At 34.7% G+C, this 25114-nt stretch carries 28 protein-coding genes and 1 riboswitch; of the genes, 17 read left to right on the top strand and 11 right to left on the bottom strand.

Annotation, left to right across the window (positions count from 1 at the left end):
• Positions 1-96: 96 nt before the first annotated feature.
• Both HZF24_RS03810 and HZF24_RS03815 read left to right on the top strand, forming a co-directional pair.
• Positions 97-1143: a homoserine dehydrogenase gene (locus HZF24_RS03810; protein ID WP_218835247.1), complete on the top strand. Its 1047-nt coding sequence runs from the start codon at positions 97-99 to the stop codon at positions 1141-1143.
• A gap of 47 nt (positions 1144-1190) precedes the next feature.
• Complete coding sequence (locus tag HZF24_RS03815) at positions 1191-2099, top strand: MBL fold metallo-hydrolase (protein WP_179236944.1); 909 nt, start codon at positions 1191-1193, stop codon at positions 2097-2099.
• A 29-nt stretch (positions 2100-2128) separates the two neighbouring features.
• Here HZF24_RS03815 and HZF24_RS03820 read toward each other — a convergent pair whose 3' ends face one another.
• Complete coding sequence (locus tag HZF24_RS03820; protein ID WP_246345943.1) at positions 2129-2458, bottom strand: rhodanese-like domain-containing protein; 330 nt, start codon at positions 2456-2458, stop codon at positions 2129-2131.
• 277 nt (positions 2459-2735) lie between these two features.
• On the opposite strand from HZF24_RS03820, the gene HZF24_RS03825 reads away from it, so the two are divergent.
• Together HZF24_RS03825 and HZF24_RS03830 are read left to right on the top strand one after the other, a co-directional pair.
• Entirely contained in the window at positions 2736-3572 is an 837-nt protein-coding gene (locus HZF24_RS03825) for a nitroreductase family protein (RefSeq protein ID WP_179236946.1), read from the top strand.
• A gap of 34 nt (positions 3573-3606) precedes the next feature.
• Positions 3607-4818 (top strand): MalY/PatB family protein, encoded by a 1212-nt coding sequence (locus tag HZF24_RS03830; RefSeq protein ID WP_179236947.1) that lies wholly within the window; start codon positions 3607-3609, stop codon positions 4816-4818.
• 77 nt (positions 4819-4895) lie between these two features.
• On the opposite strand, the gene HZF24_RS03835 is transcribed toward HZF24_RS03830, so the two are convergent.
• The 3 genes from HZF24_RS03835 to HZF24_RS03845 are packed head-to-tail and all read right to left on the bottom strand — an operon-like array spanning position 4896 to position 6978.
• On the bottom strand, positions 4896-5333 hold the full coding sequence (locus HZF24_RS03835; RefSeq protein ID WP_179236948.1) for a methylglyoxal synthase: 438 nt from the start codon (positions 5331-5333) through the stop codon (positions 4896-4898).
• A 7-nt stretch (positions 5334-5340) separates the two neighbouring features.
• Complete coding sequence (locus HZF24_RS03840) at positions 5341-6333, bottom strand: hypothetical protein (protein ID WP_179236949.1); 993 nt, start codon at positions 6331-6333, stop codon at positions 5341-5343.
• Positions 6334-6348: 15 nt separating this feature from the next.
• Positions 6349-6978, bottom strand: a complete 630-nt coding sequence (locus tag HZF24_RS03845) for a metallophosphoesterase (RefSeq protein ID WP_179236950.1) — start codon at positions 6976-6978, stop codon at positions 6349-6351.
• 161 nt (positions 6979-7139) lie between these two features.
• Between HZF24_RS03845 and HZF24_RS03850 the strand changes: the two genes are divergently transcribed.
• The 5 genes from HZF24_RS03850 (at position 7140) to HZF24_RS03870 (ending at position 10828) form a co-directional block, all read left to right on the top strand.
• Positions 7140-8138: a zinc-dependent alcohol dehydrogenase family protein gene (locus HZF24_RS03850; RefSeq protein WP_179236951.1), complete on the top strand. Its 999-nt coding sequence runs from the start codon at positions 7140-7142 to the stop codon at positions 8136-8138.
• 186 nt (positions 8139-8324) lie between these two features.
• On the top strand, positions 8325-8777 hold the full coding sequence (locus tag HZF24_RS03855) for a DUF2975 domain-containing protein (RefSeq protein ID WP_179236952.1): 453 nt from the start codon (positions 8325-8327) through the stop codon (positions 8775-8777).
• Positions 8778-8788: 11 nt separating this feature from the next.
• Positions 8789-9019, top strand: coding sequence for a helix-turn-helix domain-containing protein (locus HZF24_RS03860; protein WP_179236953.1), 231 nt, complete (start codon positions 8789-8791; stop codon positions 9017-9019).
• On the top strand, positions 8997-10496 hold the full coding sequence (locus HZF24_RS03865; RefSeq protein WP_179236954.1) for a DUF4153 domain-containing protein: 1500 nt from the start codon (positions 8997-8999) through the stop codon (positions 10494-10496). The genes HZF24_RS03860 and HZF24_RS03865 overlap by 23 nt, the downstream gene beginning before the upstream one ends.
• 20 nt (positions 10497-10516) lie before the next feature.
• Entirely contained in the window at positions 10517-10828 is a 312-nt protein-coding gene (locus tag HZF24_RS03870; RefSeq protein ID WP_179236955.1) for a hypothetical protein, read from the top strand.
• Between the two features lie 199 nt (positions 10829-11027).
• Here the strand turns inward: HZF24_RS03870 and HZF24_RS03875 are convergent, their stop codons facing one another.
• Genes HZF24_RS03875 through hflK form a run of 3 tightly spaced genes read right to left on the bottom strand, consistent with a single transcriptional unit; the run spans position 11028 to position 13351 of the window.
• Positions 11028-11387, bottom strand: a complete 360-nt coding sequence (locus HZF24_RS03875; protein ID WP_179236956.1) for a DUF6954 family protein — start codon at positions 11385-11387, stop codon at positions 11028-11030.
• Positions 11388-11408: 21 nt separating this feature from the next.
• On the bottom strand, positions 11409-12299 hold the full coding sequence (gene hflC, locus HZF24_RS03880) for a protease modulator HflC (protein WP_179236957.1): 891 nt from the start codon (positions 12297-12299) through the stop codon (positions 11409-11411).
• The gene (hflK, locus tag HZF24_RS03885; RefSeq protein ID WP_246345944.1) at positions 12299-13351 is read right to left on the bottom strand and encodes an FtsH protease activity modulator HflK; all 1053 of its coding nucleotides are present in this window, start codon (positions 13349-13351) and stop codon (positions 12299-12301) included. Before hflK ends, hflC begins: the two co-directional genes overlap by 1 nt.
• A gap of 469 nt (positions 13352-13820) precedes the next feature.
• Here hflK and HZF24_RS03890 point away from each other — a divergent pair, with 469 nt between their 5' ends.
• The 5 genes from HZF24_RS03890 (at position 13821) to rocF (ending at position 17913) form a co-directional block, all read left to right on the top strand.
• Positions 13821-14117 (top strand): thiamine-binding protein, encoded by a 297-nt coding sequence (locus tag HZF24_RS03890; RefSeq protein ID WP_179236958.1) that lies wholly within the window; start codon positions 13821-13823, stop codon positions 14115-14117.
• Positions 14086-14874 (top strand): ABC transporter permease, encoded by a 789-nt coding sequence (locus tag HZF24_RS03895; RefSeq protein ID WP_179236959.1) that lies wholly within the window; start codon positions 14086-14088, stop codon positions 14872-14874. Before HZF24_RS03890 ends, HZF24_RS03895 begins: the two co-directional genes overlap by 32 nt.
• Before the next feature lie 28 nt (positions 14875-14902).
• Entirely contained in the window at positions 14903-15904 is a 1002-nt protein-coding gene (locus tag HZF24_RS03900) for an ABC transporter substrate-binding protein (protein WP_179236960.1), read from the top strand.
• Positions 15905-15930: 26 nt separating this feature from the next.
• Positions 15931-16668: an ABC transporter ATP-binding protein gene (locus tag HZF24_RS03905; protein WP_179236961.1), complete on the top strand. Its 738-nt coding sequence runs from the start codon at positions 15931-15933 to the stop codon at positions 16666-16668.
• Between the two features lie 309 nt (positions 16669-16977).
• Positions 16978-17913 carry an arginase gene (rocF, locus tag HZF24_RS03910; RefSeq protein ID WP_179236962.1) on the top strand — a complete coding sequence of 312 codons (936 nt, stop codon included), beginning with the start codon at positions 16978-16980 and terminating at the stop codon, positions 17911-17913.
• 117 nt (positions 17914-18030) lie between these two features.
• Here rocF and metA read toward each other — a convergent pair whose 3' ends face one another.
• On the bottom strand, positions 18031-18951 hold the full coding sequence (gene metA, locus HZF24_RS03915) for a homoserine O-acetyltransferase MetA (protein ID WP_179236963.1): 921 nt from the start codon (positions 18949-18951) through the stop codon (positions 18031-18033).
• 40 nt (positions 18952-18991) lie between these two features.
• Positions 18992-20263, bottom strand: a complete 1272-nt coding sequence (locus tag HZF24_RS03920; RefSeq protein WP_179236964.1) for an O-acetylhomoserine aminocarboxypropyltransferase/cysteine synthase family protein — start codon at positions 20261-20263, stop codon at positions 18992-18994.
• Between the two features lie 71 nt (positions 20264-20334).
• Positions 20335-20436: riboswitch (SAM riboswitch) on the bottom strand.
• Between the two features lie 179 nt (positions 20437-20615).
• On the opposite strand from HZF24_RS03920, the gene HZF24_RS03925 reads away from it, so the two are divergent.
• A complete protein-coding gene (locus HZF24_RS03925; protein ID WP_179236965.1) occupies positions 20616-21278 on the top strand; it encodes an HDIG domain-containing metalloprotein in 663 nt (220 codons plus the stop codon).
• Positions 21279-21362: 84 nt separating this feature from the next.
• Here HZF24_RS03925 and HZF24_RS03930 read toward each other — a convergent pair whose 3' ends face one another.
• Entirely contained in the window at positions 21363-22052 is a 690-nt protein-coding gene (locus HZF24_RS03930; RefSeq protein WP_179236966.1) for a YczE/YyaS/YitT family protein, read from the bottom strand.
• 219 nt (positions 22053-22271) lie between these two features.
• Between HZF24_RS03930 and HZF24_RS03935 the strand changes: the two genes are divergently transcribed.
• Positions 22272-23033, top strand: coding sequence for a DUF975 family protein (locus tag HZF24_RS03935; protein ID WP_179236967.1), 762 nt, complete (start codon positions 22272-22274; stop codon positions 23031-23033).
• A gap of 53 nt (positions 23034-23086) precedes the next feature.
• Positions 23087-23641, top strand: a complete 555-nt coding sequence (yyaC, locus tag HZF24_RS03940) for a spore protease YyaC (RefSeq protein ID WP_179236968.1) — start codon at positions 23087-23089, stop codon at positions 23639-23641.
• 40 nt (positions 23642-23681) lie between these two features.
• Here the strand turns inward: yyaC and HZF24_RS03945 are convergent, their stop codons facing one another.
• Positions 23682-25055 (bottom strand): S41 family peptidase, encoded by a 1374-nt coding sequence (locus tag HZF24_RS03945; RefSeq protein WP_179236969.1) that lies wholly within the window; start codon positions 25053-25055, stop codon positions 23682-23684.
• Positions 25056-25114: the final 59 nt, after the last annotated feature.

Consider the following 25114-nt stretch of genomic DNA (forward strand, 5'->3'; position numbering starts at 1 on the left):
GTTTGATGAACCGAATAAAAATATTTTGATTCTTTATAATGCTATAAATAAGTGGTATAATTAATATATAAACTAGATTTTAGGCAGGAGTTTATTATGGCTGACAATATTAAAATTGCAATATTAGGATTCGGTAACGTGGGAAAAGCATTTGCTAAGCTTTTAACGGAAAAACAGGAAGAGATATTTAATAAATTCAATTTAAATGTTGATGTAACGGCTGTTTCAACAAGGTCAAAAGGATGCTTGGTCAATGAAGATGGAATTGATCTGATCAGTACATTAAATGACCTGGAAAAATATAATCATTTTGATGAAGGTAAAAGAGATTACAAGGAAATAAGTTCAATGGAAGTTGCCGAAAATGTTAATTATGATATTCTCTTTGAGTTAACCCCTCTTCAGATATTTTCAGGTCAGCCGGCAACAGATCATATAAAAGCAGCACTAAACAGAAGGAAACACGCAGTAAGTGCAAACAAGGGGCCGATTGCATGGTCATTTGAATCCTTGCGTGATTTAGCTAAGAAAAATGAAGTTCTTTTTTACTATGAAACAACGGTAATGGATGGGACACCGGTATTCAATCTTGTGGATGAAACCCTGAAATTCTGCAAGGTAACAGAAGTAAAGGGGATATTAAACTCAACCACAAACTTTGTTTTAGAAGAAATTGCAAAGGGCAAATTATACGATGAGGTTATAGAGGAAGGGAAGAAAAGGGGCTTTGTTGAGGAAGATCCCTCTATGGATATAGAGGGGTGGGATGCGGCAGCCAAGACGGCAGCACTTTTAAATGTCCTCATGGGAGCAGACATAACTCCATACGACGTTGACAGAAAAGGTATAGAGGACATAACGTATGAACAAATAAAAGAAGCAGAAAAAAGAGGAAACGTGATTAAGCTCCTTTGTTATGGAGGTATCGAGAACGGCAAGGTCACAGCAAGAGTGAAACCGGAGGAAGTAGATAAAAATTCCATGCTTGCAGCCATAACAGGTACAACATCAATAGTCAGCATTACGACGGATTTGATGGGCACTGTATCCATAGTGGAGCATGAGCCGGAAATAGAACAAACGGCTTATGGGGTGTTCAGCGATTTGATAAGAGTGCTGAATAATATTTCGTTGACAAATTAAATGTATTATAATAATATCAAGCAGGAAGAAATGATTTGGAGATGAAAATGAATACAATAAAAGTGATGGGCGACACGTATTGCATTGATGTGGGCAATTCTTATATACCATTTTATAAATTAAATGAAAAAGATATCATCCTGTTAGATACAGGACACATACATGAAAGAGAAATGATAGAATCAGCTATAGAAGAAAATGAATTTAATATAAAAGGTATAATTAACAGCCACGGTCATCCTGACCACGTGGCAAACAACCAGTATTTAAAGAATAAATACAACTGTCTTATTGCTGCACCAATGTATGAAGCACAAATTTGCAGCTCGGCCATTAATCTTAAGGCATATTATAATGACAACACCCTTACGGAAATAAAAGATAAATATGGATATATGCTGTTTGAAACAGACTTTTATATAACAGATAAGCAAAATGAGATAAATTTTTGCGGAGTAGAATTTAGAATATTTCATACTCCAGGCCATAGTCCCTCACATATTTGCATTACAACTCCTGATAATGTTGGCTATGTAGCAGACGCTCTGGTAAGCTATGAAATAATTGAAACAGCCAAAATACCCTTTGATTTTGTGTTGCTGGAGGACTTGAAAAGCAAGGACAAGCTATTAAGCTATGACTGTGATATTTACATTGTTGCACACAAAGGAATATATGATGATATAACAAATCTTATAGCTGACAATATTGCCTTTTACATCCATCGGGCAGAAAAAACATATGAATTAATTAACGGCAGAATGACAATGGGAGAAATAGTTAAGCAAGCTTCTATAAAATTTAATGTTAATTTAAGCAACATATATAAATATGACATGATTAGAAGAATGCTGCAATGCCATACAGATTATCTTTATGAAACAGGCAAAATAAGATTAGTGATAGACAAAGGCTTCAGAAAATATGAAAGAAAAAACAACCCTCTGAATTCATAAATATCAGAGGGTGTTTAATATTTAAATTTCTACTTAACAATTCCATACGGCCAGTCGTTAATACCGCCAAAATCATACACATCTGTATAGCCCATTTTAATTAAGTCTTTTGCGGCAGTGGCACTTCTGTTTCCGCTCCTGCAATATACAAGAATCTTAGCATCCTTGTAAGGAACAAATTCCCCTGTCTTACTTGCTATTTCAGTTACCGGCAGCAATATAGCATTTTTAATATGTCCGCTGTCGTATTCTTCCTGGGTTCTGACATCAAGTATGATTACATCCTCACTGTCAATTATGGATTTTGCTTCTTCTGCACTGATTTTTTTATAAACTGTTTTACTTGTATTATCATTCATGCTAGTACATCCTGTAAAAATTATTGTCACTATAAATAGTATTATCAAAATTCTTTTCATTAATATATTCCATCCTCATAGTTATAAATTATGTGATAGATTATACCCTTAAGTATTCAATCTAAACAATTGTAAAGCTTAGTGCCATATGAAGATTAAAAAGAAAGAGAGATTTAAGGAAAATTTAAGCAAAATAAAATTGAAAATTATATTTTGTATGATAGAATAAAAATAAGTAAGCAGATTTAAATTTATGAGGTTAAGTTGGGTGACAAATATGGAATACAAAAAATCAGTAATTGATTTAATTAAAGAAAGAAAATCTACAAGGACTTATGACGGCAGAACTTTGGAAGAAGTGGATTTAAAGAAATTTAATTCCTATTTAGACGAAGTAAATAATGAAAACAAAATCAAAGCAAGGTTTAAAATTGTTTCAAATCTGGGAATTGGCAAAGATGAATCTAAAAAATTAGGAACGTATGGATTTATTCAAGGTGCTGGTTCATATGTTATAGGAATCATGGATAAGGATGAGAATGATGCTTTAGAGTTTGGCAATATATTTGAAAGGATAGTTCTGTTTGCCGCTGATTTGGGGATACAGACCTGTTGGCTGGGAGGAACATTCAATAAAGAAAATTTTCACCAGATATCAGAATTAAATGACAGTGAATTTATAGCAATAATATCGCCGGTGGGATATAAAAAGGATAAAAGGCGCGTTTTTGAGACAGCAATGAGAGCGGCAGTCGGTGCCGATAAAAGAAAGACGTGGAGAGAATTGTTTTTTAATAAAAATATGCAGCCGTTAGATGAAAAGGATGCGGGTGAATATAAGATACCTCTTGAAATGGTAAGATTAGGTCCGTCAGCATCCAACAAACAGCCTTGGAGAGTTATCAAGGATGAAAATATAATTCATTTTTTTGTCTGCAGGACTAAGGGTTATGGAATTACAGGGTATGACCTGCAATTGAATGATATAGGCATAGCAAAATGTCATTTTGATTTAACGCTGAATGAATTGGGAATAAAGGGCAGATGGCAGAAACTAAAGAATGATTATGCTCCTAATGATTGGGAATATGCTGTATCATGGGTTGCCGATTAATAAATGACTTTAAGATAGCGGAGGAACAAAAACAATGAAATATGATTTTACGAGTATAATTGACCGCAGGGGCAGAGATTCTATTGCCGTGGATTTGATGGAGGGTCGCAATCCGGGGGCACCGAAAGAAGGGTTTGATGTAATTCCCATGTGGGTTGCGGATATGAATTTTCCTACTGTGCCGACTATTCAGGAGGCGATAATTGAGCGTGCGAAGCACCCTATGTTTGGATATTTTGAGTTGAGGGATGAATATTATGATTCTATAATCAGATGGCATGAAGCACGCCACGGAGTGAAAGGCTTGGAGGCAGAACATATAGGGTATGAGAATGGTGTTCTTGGATGTGTGGTATCGACGATTAATGCGTTTTCCGCTCCTGGTGATTGTGTTTTGATTCATGCTCCTACATATATTGGCTTCACATCATCCGTGGAAAACAGCGGACGCAAGATTATTCTCAGCGACCTTGTGTTGGACGAAAAAGGTATATGGCGTATGGACTACGATGATATGGAAGCTAAACTGAAAAAACATAAAATTCATATTGCAATATTTTGTTCCCCACACAATCCATGCGGACGTGTATGGGAGCGTGAAGAAATAGAAAGGGCAATGGAAATTTATAAAAGGAATGATTGTGTCGTAATTTCCGATGAAATCTGGAGCGATATTATTTTATACGGAAACAAGCACATTCCTACTCAAAGTGTAAGTGAGGATGCCCGCAATCGTACTATTGCTGTTTATGCACCCAGCAAGACATTCAATATTGCAGGATTGGTGGGTGCGTATCATATAATTTACAACGCGTATCTTCGTGATCGCGTGAGAGCACAGAGCAGCAAACCTCATTATAATGAAGCAAATGTTCTTTCTGTTCATGCATTGATTGGAGCTTACAAGCAGGAAGGTCATGAATGGGTTGATGAATTGTGTCAAGTGCTCGCTGAAAATATTGATTATGCAAGTGAACACATCGATAATAGCTATAAAGGAATTAAATTTTTAAAACCTCAAGGCACATACATGCTGTATCTTGATTGTGAGGAGTGGTGTAAAAAACATGATATGACACTTGAGCAGCTATATAAAGCAGGAACTGATGTAGGAGTTGCGTGGCAGGACGGTCGACCTTTCAATCGTCCTTATACAATTCGTTTAAATTTAGCTTTGCCAAAATCAAAGGTTATTGAGGCGTTTGAACGCTTGGATAAATACGTGTTTAATGTTAAGGAGGCTTAAAGCAAGATTTAATATTGTTTCAAACTTGGACAAAATTGTAATAGTTACATTAGACCTGAAGACGGTCGTGTTATTTATTAAACAGAACCGTCTTCAGGATTTTTCCTAATATACTCTGTATCCATATAGTTGGAATTCAGCAGAAAATCTGCTGTTGATACGTTTGTGGCCACTGGTATGTCGTAAAGCACGGCTATTCTTAGCAGTGCCTTTACGTCAGGATCATGGGGTTGTGATGATAAAGGATCCCAGAAGAAAATCATGAAATCAATCTTACCTTCTACTATGGAAGCCCCGATTTGCTGATCGCCACCTAATGGACCACTTTCAAATGCCATTATTGGAAGAGATGTTTCTTCAACTATCATTCTTACCGTAGTGCCTGTTCCGCACAGAAAATGCTTTGACAATATTTCTTTATTTTTTTTAACCCAATTAAGGAGCTGAACTTTTTTGCCATCATGGGCTATTAACGCAATATTTTTTTGTTTTTTTATATCGTTTAGTTTTCTCATAGTCTTCCTACTGCTTAACAAGTGATTTTTCCATCAATTCCAAAGTTTTAATATCTTCTGTTTTTAATTTATCATACAAAATTTGTCTATACTTTTTAGATTCGTCAGGCTTGTTTTTTTTGCCCTTAGCGGTATTGATGTCATACCAATAAACCTTTTTATTTTTGTAATATAAATCAAAGTCAACAAGTCTTTTGCCATCAATTGTATATTCTAATGCCATTAAAATCTTTTTAACCTCTTGTGGTGTAAAAAATGTAAATAATCTTACCTGATAGGTTAGTACAAAATAAAGCATTACAGCATAGTCTTTGGTCCAGCTTTCACCTAAAATCATTCCTACTTCTAACTTTGAGAACACGAACATTAATCTGTCATAGTTTTCTTTATATTTATCGGCAGCATCATATATATTAATTCTAAGCTCATACCACTGGCTGTCATTTAAGCTTTGGGTAACAAGCCGTAATCCCTCTAATCGTAATCTTTCTTGAACTTCCTTTATCGGTTGTTGAATAAGCAGCTTAATATCCAAAAGATCTGCAACCGGACCGCTAAGTGCCTTATCGGTAAAAGAAATGATAGTATCATCCTTTTCTCCCAGACCAATTCCACCTATCAAATCAACTTCTTTACCGGCAAATATTTCTTTAAGCTTATCTATTAGCTTGTTTTCGTTACTATGTATACGCACGACTATTGATGCAGGTCCCATATCCAACCTTTGAACAAGGTGACATGCGTGGCTGTTTATTATTGAAGAAAGTATAACTGTCGAAGCATTATTGACAAGAACAATTTTTTTTGCATCCTCTACATAAGTTTTTTCATGATTGATATCCGTTATGAAGCAAAGAGTGCTATATTCTGATGATTTTTCCATTCCTTCCTTGTAATCTGTGAATTCACCATTGAGACTTGTTTCTAAAAAATTTGCAACTTCATCAATTTTTTCACTCCTGATAAATAAATAACGTGGTCCCATTCTGAATAATAGCATATAATATCCCCTTTCTTACAATCCGATTCTTTTTAACTTCATTCCTCTTGAAACATTTGTATTAACAGGATATTCTAAATGGAATACCCTCTTGTCTGACAAATCAATTATATTGATATTCAATAATCCGTTTAGACCAATCGTCCCATTTTCATTGTAATGAGCAGGCTCGAAGCTATGACCATAAAGATTGAAATCAATATTATTATATGAATTATCTTTGTAATAATGGCTGACTGAGATATTACAACCATTGATTGTCAGGGTATCATCTTCCAGTATTGTACCTTTTTTGGTTAATTGACTGACTGTTTTATAATCATCATGGTTACCCAATACATAATAGATTTTTGTAAACTCATTTTTTTCTAATCTCTCAATAAACCTTTTAATACCTTTAAAATAACAATCAATCCGGTTTTTATAAATTTCAAGCTTAATATTATCCGCCATATCACCGGTGTGTATAATGTATTGAGGCTTTAATATATCAACAATTCTATAAATATAACTGTAAATATCTACAGGAGTATCACTTATATGCAATAGTATAGGTCCTTTTATATCTTTCAACAGTTCCTTTGATATATAAGGATAATTAAATAAGGATAACAATCTTACATAGGCATTCTTAAAGTTTTTCATGTAATTTTCCTCCAAGCATTGCTATGGTATGCCTTTTTATTTAATATTATTATATACAATCTTTTTAATTAAAGCAAGAAAGTAACTTTTTCATATTTTTTTGATTAAGAAATATATTTTGGGTATAAGCATTATATAATATTTAAAAGGAGAGTGATGCGATGAAAGCAATGGTAATAAATAAATTTGGAGGACCCGAAGTATTTGAGCTGGTTGATATGCCTAAACCGGAGCTAAAGCCCGGATACGTGTTGGTAAGAGTTATGGCAAGCAGTGTAAACCCATTTGAGGTAAAGCTTAGGTCAGGACTTTTACCTGAGATTACTCCACCGTTTCCTGCTGTATTAAATGCAGATTTTTCGGGGATAGTTATTAAGAACGGGGAAAACGTTGAACTATACAGACCGGGAGATGAAGTTTTTGGGTTCATAGGCGGTTTGTTAGATGAAAGTGGAGCTCTTACAGAATATGCTATAGTTGACGAAGAGCTTTTGTGCATGAAGCCGAATAATGTGGATTTTAAAACTGCAGCATTATTTCCGTTGGTAAGCATCACTGCATATCGGGCAATTATGGAAAAATCCAACATTAAGCCCAATGATAAGGTTCTGATTCACGGAGCAGCAGGTGGAGTAGGTCATATGGCGGTCCAATTTGCAAAAATGTTGAATGCAACAGTTTATGCCACAGTTTCAAGTGATGAAAAAGCGGAAATTGCTGAACATCTTGGCGCAGACTACGTTATAAATTATAAAAAAGTAAGTGTGGATCAATATGTGAAAGAATTCACAGACGGAAAGGGATTTGATGTAGTTTTTGATACCATAGGTTGTGAAAACCTAATCAACAGCTTTAAGGCGGTAAAACCGGAAGGTCTTGTGCTAACAACCAATTCGAGGGTTTCTTTAGATTTAACTCTGATTCATCACAAGTCAATAACATTTAAAACAATTTATATTGTATTACCGATTGTAAACAATGAACACCGATATGAAATAGGAAATACATTAAATGAAATCAAAAAGCTTATTGAGACGGGGGATTTAACTATTTATAGGGACGAAAATGAATTTTCCTTTTCGGAAATAGCTAAAGCTCATCAATACTATCAGGACGGAAATACTACAGCTAAAATTTCTTTAATAAACGATTTGATTTAAAAAGGATTTTTCAGAAAAATATTTGTAATTAAGCATTATAATATAACCTTGCAGTAAATGCTGCAGGGTTTTTGTTTTTCGCAAATATTCTTATAACAATAAAATATTATCGTAAAACGATAAATAATTATTGACTTATATAAAAAAATTGATATAATTATGATTACAAATAACTAGGAGGCAGTTATGTATCAGAAAAGCATCATTCATTATATGACAAAAATTTGCATTGATATTTTATTTTTTGCAGGAATTATATGCTGTGCTTATATTCCGTTTTCATCAAGGTTATTATGGAATTATTATGGAGTAGCAAATCAAACGGAATTATTTGTTAAGGTAATATTACTGTGTTCAGGAATTTGCTGCGTATATATTTTATGGCAGCTGAAAGTGATATTTAAAACCTTATTGGAAGGCAATCCATTTATTCATGCTAATGTTGCGTGTCTTAGAAAGATATCTATATCTTGCTTAGTTATATCGATTATTTACTTAGTTAAAATGATTTTTATGCCTACCATTTCGACTATAGTTATAATTGCTATATTTGTTGTTGGATGTCTTTTGTGTTTAACTTTAAAGGATTTGTTCAAACAATCTATTTACTACAAAGATGAAAATGATTTAACGGTGTAGGGGGTATTGTTATGGCAATTATAATACAGCTTGATGTAATGATGGCTAAGAGAAAAATAGGACTTATGGAGTTAGCTGAGAAAATAAATATAACACCGGCAAATCTTTCAATATTAAAAAATAATAAGGCAAAAGCAATTCGTTTATCAACATTGGATGAAATATGTAAGGCATTGAATTGTCAACCGGGTGATATTATAGAATATGTGGAGGATATTGATGGAAAACAGAACGAGGCTTAACTTGCTGTTATATGCAGCTTTATCAGCAATTACATTTATTTTTTTGATAATGACTTCTAATCCGGGAATAAGTATACCCTTGTTTTTCTTAATTCAGCTTGCGGCTGTTTATTTTGTAATAAGAAACAGGGGAGAAGTGAAAAATTTCAGGGGTATTTTGTTGATGGTTCCAATTTTCATTATATCTCTGAATAGGTTTATAAGTACGAGTAGTTTGTGGGCACCGATAAATTTTTTAGTAATCGTTGGTCTTTACAGCGTTATGATACTGATGCTGAAGGGAAATTTGATTATAAATAAGTTGAATTTAAAAGGAATATTATTGGTTATACTGAACGTTTTTGCACCTATAATTCATTTTATAACACCCTTCAGGTGGATTGCGGAAAGGTCTAAGGATACAGAAAGAACATTGATTATAAAAAGAATTCTGATTGGCATTTTAATATCGGTGCCAAGCGTATTGTTTCTTGTGTTTATGCTTTCTTCCGCTGATATGATATTCAAAAATAATTTTGACAGTTATCTGATATGGATAGAAAAAGTATTTGAAGCTTTTAATTTTTTCAAATTGATAGTGGGAACAATAGCGGGCTTGTACTTATTTGGTCATTTATATTCAGTATTCGAAGAAAAAGATAATGGCATAGAAAATATAATAACTTTGAATTCCAATCCTTTTAAGGTTAAAGGGGATATTATAATTTTAAATATTTTATTGGTTTCAATATTGTTTATATATACAATATTCATGGTTATACAATTCAGATATTTATTTTCAGCCGGTGAGCTTCCAAACGGCTTAAATTATGCAGAATATGCAAGGCGCGGATTTTTCGAATTGGTATTTTTAAGTGTGCTTAATATTGGCTTGATATTATTGATTACATATTTACTTAAGGATAAAATATACATTGAAAAGAACAAGTGGGCCATAGGTACTAAAATGATGCTGATTTATTTGTGTATAATAACCGGTACATTGCTGATTTCTTCTTACTACAGGATGTCTCTTTATGATGGGGCATACGGTTTTACAAGATTAAGAATTTTAGTTTATTTATTCTTATTCTTCGAAGCTGCCGGGTTAATATCAACACTGATTTATATACTGAAGCATAATTTTAATTTATTGTTTGTATATGCGGTTATAGGAATCGGATTTTATTTAACTATTAACATAGTCAAAATAGACACCGTAATTGCTAAAAGAAATATAGATATGTATTTAGCGGGTCAGACCGAATCATTGGATATGGATTATCTTACAAGCTTGTCTGCTGATACTGCTCCCGAAATTATGAGGCTGGTTGATGATGATATTAAATTTGTAATAAAACATAAAGCGAGAAATTATCTTCGAGATAAGTATGAATACCTCAGCAATCAGGAATATAACTGGCAGAGCTATAATCTATCTGCGGATAAGGCTAAGAAGCTTTTGGAAGGGAATAAGGAAAAATTGTTGTTGAAGTAGATGTTTAAGGAGGTATTATTATGATTAGTTTTCTTATGCTTGGGAGCTTGGTTCTCGGTTTAATTGCTTGGATAGTACCTGTTGTTAGTTTTAAGAGATGTGAAAAACACAACAATAGGAATGGAATTAGTTTTTTCATGAGTTTAAGTTCTTGTGCTATTTCGTTATGTTTTCAAATTATCTATAATAATCACTTAGTTAAAATTGAAGACTGGTCGGCTTTATTAGATACATCGGGTGCTTCTACTATGGCTTCTGTAGTTCTTCTCATTGTTACAATCATTTTAAATATAATTGCTTTGTTCGCATATCGTGATAGAGAGATTGAATAATAATAGCCACCCGAATGGGTGGCTCAGGCTGCTGAAAAAGTCCCCCTGCTTCGTTGCCGCTGCACCGGTCAATCCTCACGTATGTCTGAATACGCTGCGGTTGCCCGTCTTACGGCGCCTTGCAGGATGAACTTTTTCAACAGCCTATCATCTTGATGACTTTGTCATCAATCTGAGCCACCCTAACGGGTGGTTGGTATTATTTTTTGTGACGTATAAATGAACTGCCTGTTTTTAAGCCAAAATATGATATTATCAGAATCAGAATGAAATATACTAAGTACAGTATATTAAATTCCTTATACATATAAAACAACAGGAGAACTAAACCGGTGATGCTTAGACATGGCAGGTACAGCATGGTTTTTATTGGTTTTATAAACCCGATAATAACACCTGATACAGCGTATATTATCAAAACTACTAAAATTGTAACTGCTCTTTCGTAAGTTGAACCGTCGGAAAACACCGAATTAAAAACACCAAAAAAACCAATTAATGTGCCGATTATAAAGACTACAATGTAACTGACTTTGGATTTTTTATTGTTTGTGTTCATTTAATCACCTGTCTTTCTATATTAATATCCGTTTAACACTCTGACAATATAACTGTCGGCTGGCAATATGACAGTTTTATCTCCTTGCATAGTTGCTTTTAACGCTTCTAAACTTCTGATAAACTCATAATACTCAACTCTTTCTGCCGTGGAATATGCTTCAGCGATAATTTTCATGTATTCACTTTCTCCCTGACCTTTTAATTCCTCGGCAGTAGCTTTTGCTCTTGATAACAGTATGCCCACTTCTTTGTCAGTTTCATTAGTAACTTTGCTTGCTTCCAAATTTCCTTCTGCTCTGTAACTTTCCGCCATCTGAGTTCTTTCTGAAATCATTCTGTTGTAAACTGCTGTTTCGTTGTCGTTAGGAAGATCAAGGCGTTTAATTTCAACAGCAACTGTTGAAATTCCGTAACTTTTAAGCTGATTGTTTACCATATCAGTTATTACTGAATTAACATCATCAATTGAGCTGTTGTCAGAATTTATAATATCTGTTTGATTCATTGTTCCCAATGTATTTTTAACTGCATTATATACAACCGCATCGATACGGTTTTCCATCTCGGAAATTCTGCTTACAGTTCTCATAAATGTATATGGGTCATCGATTTGCCAAACAGCGAAGTTGTCAACTACCAATGTTTTTTTGTCTCCGGTCAGAACCTCTGACGGAGGCAAGTCATACATCATTCTGTATTGAGGAAGTTTTTCTACTTTATCTAACACAGGAATTTTAAAATGCAATCCGGCTGTGTCTTGGATTGTAACAAGTTTTGAAAATCTTGTTACATATGCATATTCATTTTCTCTTACCATATATGTGGCGTTGCTTACTGAAACAATCAATAATATCAGCAGTAATACTTTAAATATTCCGCCTATTTTACTTTTTTTCTTAGTTTCCTGCATTAATTTCCACCTCCTTGAGTTACATTGGATTCAGTAAATCCTTTTAGCGGTAACAGCTTTTGCACTCCGCCTTCTGATGAGTCGATATATACTGTTACATCCGGCAATATTTGTTCGATAACCTCAAGATACATTCGGGTTCTTGTTATATCTTTATTCTTAGCATACTCGGTGTACATAGCATTAAATTTCGCAACGTCTCCCTTTGCTTCGTTTATTTTGGATTCCTTATAGGATTCAGCTTCTCTTACTAATTTGTCAGCCTGGCTTTCTGCTGCAGGTAATGTTTTGTTCTTATATGCCAAGGCCTCATTTATTCTTGTTTCCTTTTCCTGCTTTGCGGTCTCAACTTCTTTGAATGCTTTGATTACATCTGATGTAGGCGGTTCACTGTCTTGTATTTTAACATCCAGTACTTGAACTCCCAAATCATAATGTTCTAATTTAGTTATTATTTTTTCTTTAATTTCAGCTTGTATAATAGATTTTTCGGTAGTTAAAACACCATCGACATTTTTTGAGCCGATTATGCCTCTTGCTGAGGATTGAGAAATCATCTTTAATATTTGAGGAGGATTATCTGAATGATATAAGAATTTTACAGGGTCAGATATTTTCCATTCAATAAAGAAGTCAATGTTTACTATGTTAAAATCTCCTGTAATCATTTTGGCTTCTGCTGCTACCGCGGTATTGCTTTGCTCATTTGAACCTGAATAGCCTATCTGCAATTTTTGAGTTCTGTTTACCTCTACCTTTGTAACACTTTGTATAGGATAGGGAAGCTTAAAGTGTAATCCCGCTGTCTCTACGCTTGTTACCTTGCCAAGTGTCGTTACAACCGCTTGTTCTGTTTCTTCTACAGTGTATTGGCAGGAGAGTATAACACCTCCGATTATAATCAATAATGGTAAAATTATCAGTCCTTTTAAACTTCTTTTTTTCTTAGGCGGTCTTTCACCAAAATCCTGCTGGTCAGCAAACTGATTTTTATAATCGTTTGCTTTATTTTGCAAATTCATTAACTTTTCTAACAAGTTTCTAATTCCCATAGCATCTCCTTTATTATTATTTGTTAATTGTATATATATTGATTATACCACAAAACACTATGCTTAAAAAGAAAATATACGCAGATGACCCAAACTTTTAAGCAGACGGCCAAAATCCCTGATTTGGTGATTCAAATAATCCTTTAATATACATGCTTTACAGGCTTGACAAATTTATTTGCTCAATCTATTGACAGTTGTATTTTACTGTGATAGTATTTACTTGAATAGGGGAGCTTAATGAATTAGGCTGAGATAAAACTACTACAATGTTTTGACCCTGAAGCAGGAAAAATAACTGCTTTAAACCTGATCCAGGTAATGCTGGCGTAGGTAATGTATACTGCGATACATATAACCTCTCCATTGCCGGAGAGGTTTTCTATTTTTACTTACAGTATAAGCGACTGACACCAAATCAAAGATTTGTGTCATCTGCTTACATAAATAATTTGTTGGAGGTTTAATTATGCAAGCAAGTGTAGCAATTCAGGTTTTACCGCAAGTAAAGTCAACAGAAGAGGTTTTGAGCGTAGTTGATGCGGTTATTGATTATATTAAAGGTACAGGACTTACTTATTACGTTGGACCCTTTGAAACAACAATTGAAGGAAACTATGAGGAATTAATGGAAATTGTGAAAAATTGTCAATTGATAGCTGTTAGAGAAGGCGCTCCATCTGTAATTTCGTACGTGAAAATATTCTTTAATCCGGATGGTGGTGTGTTAACAATTGAAGAAAAAATTTCTAAGCATCATCAATAAAATTTCGTCATTCATAGTAATATTTGCAATTTTAATATTGTGGCAGATTTTATCGGCAACCGGTATTGTTCCGAAATTTATGCTGCCATCTCCTGTTGATGTTGTTATGGCGTTCATCGGAGATTTTCCTTTGCTGATGCAGCATGCTGCGACAACATTGACAGAAGCGTTTTTAGGCTTGATGATAGGTACCTTATTAGGGTTTGCAATCGCAGTAATAATGGATTACTATCCCATTGCCTATAAGTCCGTGTACCCGTTGATGGTACTTACTCAAACTGTCCCAACCGTTGCGATTGCACCGCTTTTGGTTTTATGGATGGGATATGGGCTGCTGCCTAAGGTCACTCTGATTGTGCTGACAACATTTTTTCCCATTGCTATAGGCCTTTTGGATGGCTTTCATACAGTTGACCCTGACTCCATAAACCTGTTAAAGGCAATGGGTGCCAACCGATTACAGGTTTTTACACACATTAAACTGCCGAGCAGCTTAAGCCACTTTTTTGCGGGATTAAAAATTTCAGTATCATATTCTGTGGTGGCTGCTGTTATTTCTGAATGGTTAGGTGGATTTTATGGACTTGGTGTCTATATGACAAGAGTAAGAAAATCTTATTCATTTGATAAGATGTTTGCTGTTATATTTTTTATATCTTTAATCAGCTTATTATTAATGCTTGGGGTAACTTTACTCAAAGATGCAGTTATGCCCTGGGATAGAAGTAAAAAAACAGAAAGAAAAAACCAAATTTAAATAATTAGAAATAAGAAAGGTAAATTATATGAAACGAAAAATATCGACTGTCATATCTGTTCTGCTGATAGCTTTATTGGCCTTGACCGCATGCTCTCAGCCTAACGAACAAAACAAAACAGAAGGAAATGAAAAGATCAGAATAGTTCTTGATTGGACACCAAATACAAATCATACAGGGTTATACGTTGCAGCAGAAAAAGGGTTCTTTGCCGAAAAAGGAATTGATGTTGAAATTATGCAGCCACCCGAAGGTGGAGCAGAAATGCTGGTAGGCGGAGGCGGAGCAGAGTTCGGCATCAGTTTCCAGGATTATATAGCACCTAACTATGCATCAAATAATCCTATGCCGTTTACGGCAGTAGCAACTATAATTCAGCACAATACTTCAGGTATAATTTCCTTAAAGGATAAAGGTATTGAAAACCCCGCAGATTTAGCCGGGCATACATATGCTACCTGGGACTTGCCTGTTGAAAAAGCAATAATCGATAAAATAGTTACCGATGACGGTGGTAAATTTGAAGATATTAAGCTGATACCCAGCACTGTAACCGATGTTGTAACTGCTTTGCAAACTGATGTGGATTCGGTGTGGGTTTACTATGCATGGGATGGAATAGCCACAAAAGTAAAAAATCTGGAAACGAACTATTTAAATTTTGCGGATTTTGGAGTTGAACTTGATTATTACAATCCTGTTATAATCGTAAATGATGATTATGCCAAGGGCAATACCGAAGTAGTTAAAAAATCATTGGAAGCAATCAAACAGGGGTATGAATTTGCTATTGAAAATCCCGATGAAGCTGCCGGCATATTGATGAAGGCTGCTCCGGAGCTGGATGAAGAAATAGTGAAAGAGAGTCAGAAATGGTTAGCCGGACAGTATAAAGCTGAAGTAGAGCGATGGGGTTATATCGATCAAAGCAGATGGGATGCATTTTATGGCTGGCTGTTTGAGAACAATCTTATAGAGAAAGAAATACCGGAGGGAATGGGATTTACAAACGAATATCTTCCTGAATAATATTTTGAGTAAGACCGGAGGAGAAAATGGATAAGCTTATTGCAAAAAACATAACGGTAAGTTATGAAGGTGCCAACATAATTGAAGACATTTCAATAGAATTGAATAAGGGCGAAATAGTATGCCTTTTAGGAGTAAGTGGCGTTGGCAAGACAACATTGTTCAATGTTATATCCGGTCTCCTCAATCCGGACGAAGGTATTGTTGAGCTCGACGGCAGGAATATAACCGGTAAAGCCGGAAACGTAAGCTACATGCTTCAAAAGGATATGTTGATGCCTTATAAAACCATAATAGACAATGTTTCACTTCCTCTTGTTATCAGGGGTGAAAAAAAGTCAAAGGCAAGAGATATCACTGCTAAATATTTTCAGGAATTCGGACTGGAAGGAACAGAAAAAAAGTATCCTTTCCAGCTGTCAGGCGGTATGAGGCAGAGAGCTGCACTGTTAAGAACATATTTGTTTTCCGATCAGGTTGCTCTTCTGGATGAGCCCTTCAGTGCACTTGACAGCATAACTAAAAGTGTCATGCATGAATGGTACCTTCAGGTAATGAAGCAAATAAGGTTATCCACTCTCTTGATTACACACGATATAGATGAGGCCATCATATTGTCGGACAGAATTTATGTGATGGCAGGCAAGCCGGGAAGAATAAAGGAAGAAGTGATAATCGACGAACCAAAGCCAAGAGACAAAGATTTTAAAGTAAGTGAAAGCTTTATTAAATATAAAAGACATATACTTAGTATCCTGATGTAATTATTAAGATGCATAAAACGAAAAAACTTCAATCCAATATGGGTTGAAGTTTTTTCGTTTTGCATTTACAGTATAAGCAACCGACACCATTGTCATCCTGAACGTAGTGAAGGATCTCATCTTTTGTCGTACGAGATCCTTCCTGTCGCTTGCTTTAATAATCAAAGTTTATTAATTTGTATGCAGTAAGCATATAAGAAAGCCATGAATATCAACTTGTCAAAGTAGCATTATTTGCATAATTATTTCATATTGACATAAATATGCAAATATCTTATAATGGTCATATTATTAACAGGAGGATGCAGCATGAAATTTAATCTGATAGGTGTTCCTGTCAACTATGGATGTGACAGAAACGGGGCGCAATTTGGACCGGAAGCTTTTAGACAACATAATATAGCTGATTTAATAAAAAAAGAAGGTCACAAAGTACAGGATTCAGGAGATGTAAAAATACCTAAAGTTTCTCCTGAAGAAAAATATTCAGGCCATGAGAACTTAAAATATTTAGAACCGATTGCCGAATATAATCACAATTTAGCTGAGGTTGTTTATAATACATTGAATGATGACACATTTCCTTTCGTATTAGGAGGCGACCATTCTCTTGGAATGGGAAGCATTGCCGGTGTAAGCAGGCATTTTGAAGAGATAGCTGTAATCTGGATAGATGCTCACGGAGATATAAATACAGAAGATACATCACCATCCGGAAATATACACGGTATGCCTTTAGCTGCATCAATGAACGTTGGTAATCCACGTTTAACAAATATTTATTACAAGGGACAAAAAGTAAAACCTGAAAATGTTTATATTATAGGTGCAAGAGATATTGATTCCGGAGAATTCGAAATTGCAGAAAAAACAAAACTTAATTTATATACGATGGAAACAGTTCGCGAAAAAGGATTAGCGAATATTATAGAACAGGTTATTGAAAAAATAAACAATTCAAGTGTGGACGGAGTTCATTTAAGCTTTGATATTGACGCTCTTGATAAATCAATCGTACCGGGAACAGGTACAGCAGTATCAGAAGGGTTCAGCTTAAACGAAGGGAAGGAAATATTTACAAAGTTTATCAGTCGTCTAGATATAACATCTATGGACTTTGTTGAATTGAATCCTGTTATAGATGATGAAGACGGAAAGACAGTTAAAAATTGCTTTGAATTGTTAAGACATATTTTTAAAACATTCAAGCTGCGGGAAGAAAGAGACACGGAATACGCGATATAAATCGTTGAATGATAAAGGTCATCTGAGAATTTGTCATTCTGAGAGTCAGCTAGGGATCTCATCTTTTGAGATTCTTCGCCTGCGGCTCAGAATGACAGTAGTCCCGGATGACATTTTTTATTGCTTTCCTATGTCATTGATGTCATAAGGTGTTTCCTGATATATAACATTTATCCAGTTTTTAAAAAGCAGGTTTGCATGACTTCTCCATTTCACAAAGGGAGTTTTTAAAGGGTTATCATCCGGATAATAATTTATAGGAATATTAATTTCCTTACCTTGACTGATATCTCTGTCGTATTCTTTTTTTAAGGTTAACGGGTCGTATTCTGAATGCCCCATTATAAATATTTTGCTGTAATTATCCGTAGAGGCAATATGTACTCCTGCCTTTTCGGATTCCGCCAATATAAAAAGTTCCTTAACAGCTTCTATATCTGATTTTTGAATTTCGGTATGTCTCGAATGAGGAACATAAAAAATATCGTCAAATCCGTTTAAAAGCATACATGTGCGGTGCTTCTTCTCGTGCTCGAAAACCCCGAACAGCTTTGCGGTCAGCTTCTTTTTTTGAAGCCCGTAAAAATAATTTAATGCGGCTTGTGCACCCCAGCAAATATACATTGCAGAGGTGACATTATTATGTGAAAATTCAAGTACTTCTTTCAATTCATCCCAATAATCCACGTCTTCAAATTCCATAAGCTCTACCGGAGCTCCCGTAACAATCATGCCGTCATATTTTTTGCTTCTTACTTCGCTTATGCTCTTGTAGAAGCTTTTCATGTGACTTTCTGATGTGTTTTTTGATTCATGTGTGCCGGTATGAATAAATTCAACATTAATCTGAATAGGAGAATTGGATAACAATCTCACAAATTGGGTTTCCGTATCTATTTTTGTAGGCATCAAATTAACAAGGGCAATTTCAAGAGGTCTGATGTCCTGACTTTCGGCTCTTTCTTTGCTCATAACAAAGATATTTTCGTTCTCCATTGTTTTGTAAGCAGGTAAATCTGAGGGTATAATAACAGGCATTTACATTTTTCCTTTCAATTGAATTTGTTGCAGGGTGAATTTATTGAAGAGCTTGCTTAAGATCATTTATAATATCATCCACGTTTTCAATACCTACGTTTAACCTGATTGCTTCCGGTCTGACACCTGCTGCAATTTGCTCTTCATCGGTAAGTTGTCTGTGTGTAGTGCTTCCCGGATGTAGTACACACGTTCTTACGTCTCCAAGGTGAACAACGTTATTGATCCAATTAAGCTTCTTTGTAAATTCCAGTCCTTCTTTAGCTCCGCCTTTAATTCCAAATAAAATTATCCCACTGCCGCCTTTCTCTAGATATTTATCTGCAAGAGCATAATATTTGTCACTTTTTAACTTAGGATAATTTACCCAAGCCACGTTTTCGTGACCTTCAAGAAATTCAGCAACCTTAAGAGCATTTTCAGAATGTCGGTCCATTCTTACATGCAGTGTTTCTAAACCTCTTAAATAAATAAACGCATTAAATGCACTCAATGCCGCACCGAAATCTCTTAGTATATGAGTTCTCGCTTTTGCAATGTATGCAGCTTCCTTAAATGCTTCGTGATAGCTCAGGCCGTGGTAGCTTGGGTCCGGTTCAACCAGTCCCGGGAACTTTCCATTATTCCAGTTAAAATTCCCTGCATCAACAACTATGCCCCCTAAGCAGGATGCCTGACCGTCAATATATTTTGTAGCCGAATGTATAACTATGTTTGCGCCGTGTTCTATAGGTCTGCAAAGATAAGGTGTCGCAATTGTATTGTCAACAATAAATGGTACTCCGGCCTTTTTTGCTGCGTTAGATAATTTTTCGAAATCCAATACATTTAACCCCGGATTTCCGATTGACTCACCAAATAATGCTTTAGTATTATCCTTAAACAAAGCCAATATTTCATTTTCGGAGCTGTCGGGACCAAAAAAGGATATGTCTATGCCTAATTTTTTCAAGCTTGATGAAAGCAATGTAAATGTACCGCCGTATATGGTTGAGCAAGCAACTATATGGTCTCCGGAATTGCAAATATTTAAAATTGCCATGGTTGTTGCTGCCTGACCTGACGATACTGCAACTGCCCCTACACCGCCTTCTAATTGAGCTATTTTGTTTTCAAATGCCTGGACTGTCGGATTTCCGATTCTTGAGTAAAAGTAACCTGATTCGGTTAAATTGAACAAATCTGCTACAAAATCCGGATCCTTATAATTGTATGTAGTACTTTGCACCAAAGGATAGACTCTTGGTTCCCCTTCTTTAAATTCTTCCAATGACTGAACTAATTTTGTTTCTACTTTAAAGTTTTTTTTCATATTTTCCTCCTGTTTTCTTATCAAATAAAAAAATCCCCTAAGTGAAGAGAGGAAAATTTGTATTAACCGTCTCCTCATCTTTCAAAGTAATCTTTGACGGAATTAGCACCTTACAACATTTGTAGGTTGCCGAGATTTCACAGGGCCGTTCCCTCCATCTCTCTTGATAAGAAGTTTTTATTTAATTTTTATAAACTTTAAACTAATAGTTCCGGTTTGTCAATATCATATTTTTGAAAATATTCCATTTTTATGCAAATAATTCATTGGTTTTAATGCCATTTATATAAAAGTATATTTTATTTTTGAAGTGGGAAGATAAAATTGACTAAATTAATTTGAGGTATTTAAAATGCAATTATTAAAACAAAAGAAAATAAATTACAACTTACTTAATGAAGATAATAAAGAAATTTTTTTATTCGAAATAAATAATCATTTATTAATGGATGAAAAACCGTCGGAATTTTTTGAAAGCATAGTTGATGTGACCTTAATGAAAAAACATCCTTTTTATATGCTTTACAACCTGACAAAAGCGGAACAGTCACCTATACATCACCCGGAAGGAAATGTCTGGAACCATACAATGCTCGTTATAGATAATGCTTCCAAGGAAAAGCATAAAAGCGAAAATCAGAAGATTTTTATGTGGGCAGCATTATTGCATGATATAGGTAAGCCGGACACTACTAAAATAAGAAAAGGAAAAATTACATCCTATGACCATGAGAAAGTCGGTGCCGTAATGGCACGTGAATTCTTAAGTGAATTTATTACTGATGAACTTTTTATAAAAAAGGTTACGGCTTTGATAAGATGGCACATGCAGATACTTCATGTTGTGAAGGTCATGCCCTTTGCTGATATAAAAGCAATGAAGGAGGAAACAGATATACACGAGGTTGCTTTATTAGGCTACTGTGACAGAATGGGCAGGAAGGACCCTGATGTGGATAAAGAAAAACAAAATATTGATATATTTATAAAAAAATGCAGAGAGTTTACGGAATAAAAAATTAAGAAGAGATTCTTCGCATAACTCAGAATGATAAGTAATTTAGTCATTCTGAACACAGAGAAGAATCTCTTCGCTTATTTATACATTGCTTTCACTGTTTTCAATAGTATTTTTCATTAATATATTTTTTACATTAATAAAAGTTTCGAAAATATTTTCATGTACGACTGCCTTTATATCAAATTTCAATAATTTAAATGTTATTTGTAGCATAAAGCCGATTCCAAATACAGCTATAACTGTTCCTATGCCAACCTTTGCTCCCAATAAAAAACCTATAATCAACACGGTTCCTTCAATTGAGCCTCTTATTACACCTATTGGCACCTTTGGGAATAATTTAATCAATGCAACCATAAGAGTATCTCGCGGTCCTGAGCCCATTCCCGAGCTTATATAAAAATATGTAGCTAAGCTCACTATTACCTGACCTGAAAGAAGCATTAATACTCCTGAAAAGAAATTTGTCATGAACGGTATCAAATTAATAGATTGTATTAAGTCGAAAAATACCCCGATTAATATTGTGTTTAATATAGTTCCCAGCCCTATTTTTTCCTTTAGAAATCCTGCCACTACTATTATTATTACAATTCCTGTCAATATACTTACATTCCCATAGGTTATACCTGTAATATAGGATACGCCCATGCTGAATGCATCCCAGGGAGCGAGACCTACATTTGCATGAACACTTAATTGCAGTCCCACCGAATAAAGAAATAAACCAAATAATAATTTTGTGGTTCTTTTTAAATAATTTTTCAAAGTGTCACCAGCTTTCAATGTTATGGATGTATTATATTTGTTTATAGATTAAGTGTCAATGACGAAATTTATTGTCGTTAAGATTGTGACAAAATAGTTTCAATATGGCATAAATATGGTATAATGCATATATCATACCATCGCCTCGGCAATGCAAGCGAGCTTGCGTTGCACTCGGCTCAGATATGATTATAATAATAGAAAAATGAGGAGGTATTTATGTGGGACAGAGTAGAACTTAAATCACTGGCGAAACAATCCCTCAAGGATAACTACTGGCAGGCTTTTTTAATAGGGTTGGTTTTAGCGCTGGTATCCGGTAGTGGTGGAGGCAGTAGCTCCGGAGGTTCGGGTAATAGAACCAGTGAATATATCTCAAGGAATCCTGAGATGGTTATTATTGTTCTTGCCATATTAATTTTAGCGTTAGCATTCAGATTGTTGTTAGGCTATTCGTTAGAAATAGGCGCAAGAAGATACTTTGCTAATTTAGCACAATTTAAAAAAATTAAAGGTTATTTCAGCTTTGCTTTTGACGCAGCTAATTACAAAGGAATTATATTTACAATGCTTTTAAGAGATATTTTCTCGATTTTATGGACCTTACTTTTTATTATTCCCGGTATTATAAAAGGGTATTCATACAGGATGGTACCTTATATATTAGCTGATAATCCTAATATAGGAGCTGAAAATGCAATAACCCTCAGCAGAAAAATGATGGATGGTCATAAAGCCAACGCTTTTGTTTTGGATTTATCCTTTCTTGGATGGTACCTATTGGGAATACTGGCTTTTGTAGTTGGAATATTTTTTGTATATCCTTACTTCTACGCTACAGAAGCTCAGCTTTACTTAGTTCTCAGAAAAAATGCTTTGGAAGCACAGTACTGTACATATGAAGATTTAAACTTAAAAAGAGAGTTCAATGACTTTGATGATTATTACAGAGATGATTACAATAGAAGAGATGATTTTTAACACATAAAACACCCCCCGCCTGTATATACTAATATACATGGGGGGTGTTGCCTTTGAATCCGATTGAAGTTCATTACAAAAATAGCTTTGCATCATTAAAAATAGGTCACTATTTAAGCCATCAATTGAATAACAGCTCTGCAATCGTATGTATCGGTACCGATAAATGTATAATTGACAGTTTAGGACCTTTGACAGGAACCTTACTGTCGAAAGCAGGCTTAGATATTGATATTTACGGTACGCTTGAAAAACCAGTGCACGCATTAAATATCAATGAGTACATAAGAATAATCAAAAAGAAAAAATACGATAAGGTATTTGCCATAGATGCTTGCTTAAGCAACAAAAAAAATCAAGGAATTATTGAAGTAAGAGATGGCCCTATAACACCCGGCAAGGGGATAGGAAAAATGCTTCCTGAAATAGGGGATGTATCGATAATAGGAATCGTAGATTCCAGTGATAAAGATTTCCATGATTTGGTTCAGGATACACGATTGTGCTTTGTTTATGAAATGGCTGAAATAATAAGTAAAGGTATATTAACATCATTGAATATAAATTACAATATAAATGAGTTAAGTGAAGCTTCGATTAGTATGTAATAAAAAAGGAGAGATCCTTCGTCAGCGAAGGATCTCATTTTTATTTATTCAGTGCCTTAATTGCTTCTTTAAGCTGTAAATCTTCAACATCTTTATGTGTATGATTTACCAATGCGTTGTATAATGCATTTTGTGTTGCAATGTCTATCGTTCCGTAAGAATACAAAAAGTTATCATTTTGAAATTTCACAATTTGATCGAAGGATTTCTGGTCGTAAACTCCATCCGGCTCATTTACATCGTACCCTAATGTGTTTAAAATCATTTCCGCTGCCAGAACATCCAGACTCACAGTGCCCGGAACAGGTTTGTTTTCCTTACTGAAAGACGGATATTTTGACAGGTCTATTGCTTCATTTTCAACGATTATGTCCGGTGTAACTCCTGTTTTATGTACCGGTGTTTTGTCAACCGAGAAATACTCCGCAGTTGTAAAAATAACTCCGCTTCCGCTTTTTAAAGGATATAGCGTTTGAACAATACCCTTACCAAAAGAATTGGTTCCGACTATAACACCTTCGTTCTTATATTTTACCGCTCCGGCAAATACTTCGGTAGCACTTGCACTTCCACCGTTTATCAATACAGCTATTTCGTATTTTTGCTCTTTAAGCGTACTTTCATAGATGTCCTCTTTGCCGGAAGCATAATCAACGTATACTACAGGACCTTCGGTAACGAATAAGTTTAATAAATCTACTGCTGCCTGCAATGTACCTCCGCCATTGTTTCTCATATCAATTACAATTTTTTTCACGCCGTTTTGGTCAAATTTTGAAAGTTCTTTTTCAACAAGCTCAACAGTATTATCTGCAAAATCAGTAACTCTCAGATAGCCTATATTGTTGTCCATAATTTCACTCTCAACAACGCTTGTTGTAATTTTTGACCTTACAATTTCAAAATTTAAAGCTTCTTCTCCTCGGAGAATTCCTATATTTACACTTGTCCCCTCAATGCCTCTGATTAAAAGAGATGTCTGAGATGAAGTAATCCCTGTTATATCATAGCCATCAACATATTTTATTATGTCTCCTGTCTTAATGCCTGCATCCAGAGCAGGTGAGCCCGGCAGTGGAGTGACAACTACAATCTGACCGTTTACGTCAATTATCTGAACTCCGATTCCTGTAAATTCTCCTGCTGTGATATCAAGTTTTGCAGAATATTCCTTAGGAGTATAGTATACGCTGTAATCGTCCAATACGTTAAAGAACCCGTCATATAGTCCTTCAAGAATATCTTCCTGTTCTACTTCATATTGATAGTTATCAAGTACAAAGTAAATTACATTTTTCAAAAATTCAATGTCTGTACCAAATTTATCTTTATCTATTTCTTTTGCAAATCCAAAGGTTGTAAATGAAGATAAAATTAATAATACTGCCAATAATAAACTGGTTTTTCTTTTCATGTCGCACCTCTTTACTTTAATTATGTTTTAAGTATATTCCAAAACATGCAATGTGTAAA

The organism is Sedimentibacter hydroxybenzoicus DSM 7310 (assembly GCF_013403245.1).
In the GTDB taxonomy this organism is placed as follows: domain Bacteria; phylum Bacillota; class Clostridia; order Tissierellales; family Sedimentibacteraceae; genus Sedimentibacter; species Sedimentibacter hydroxybenzoicus.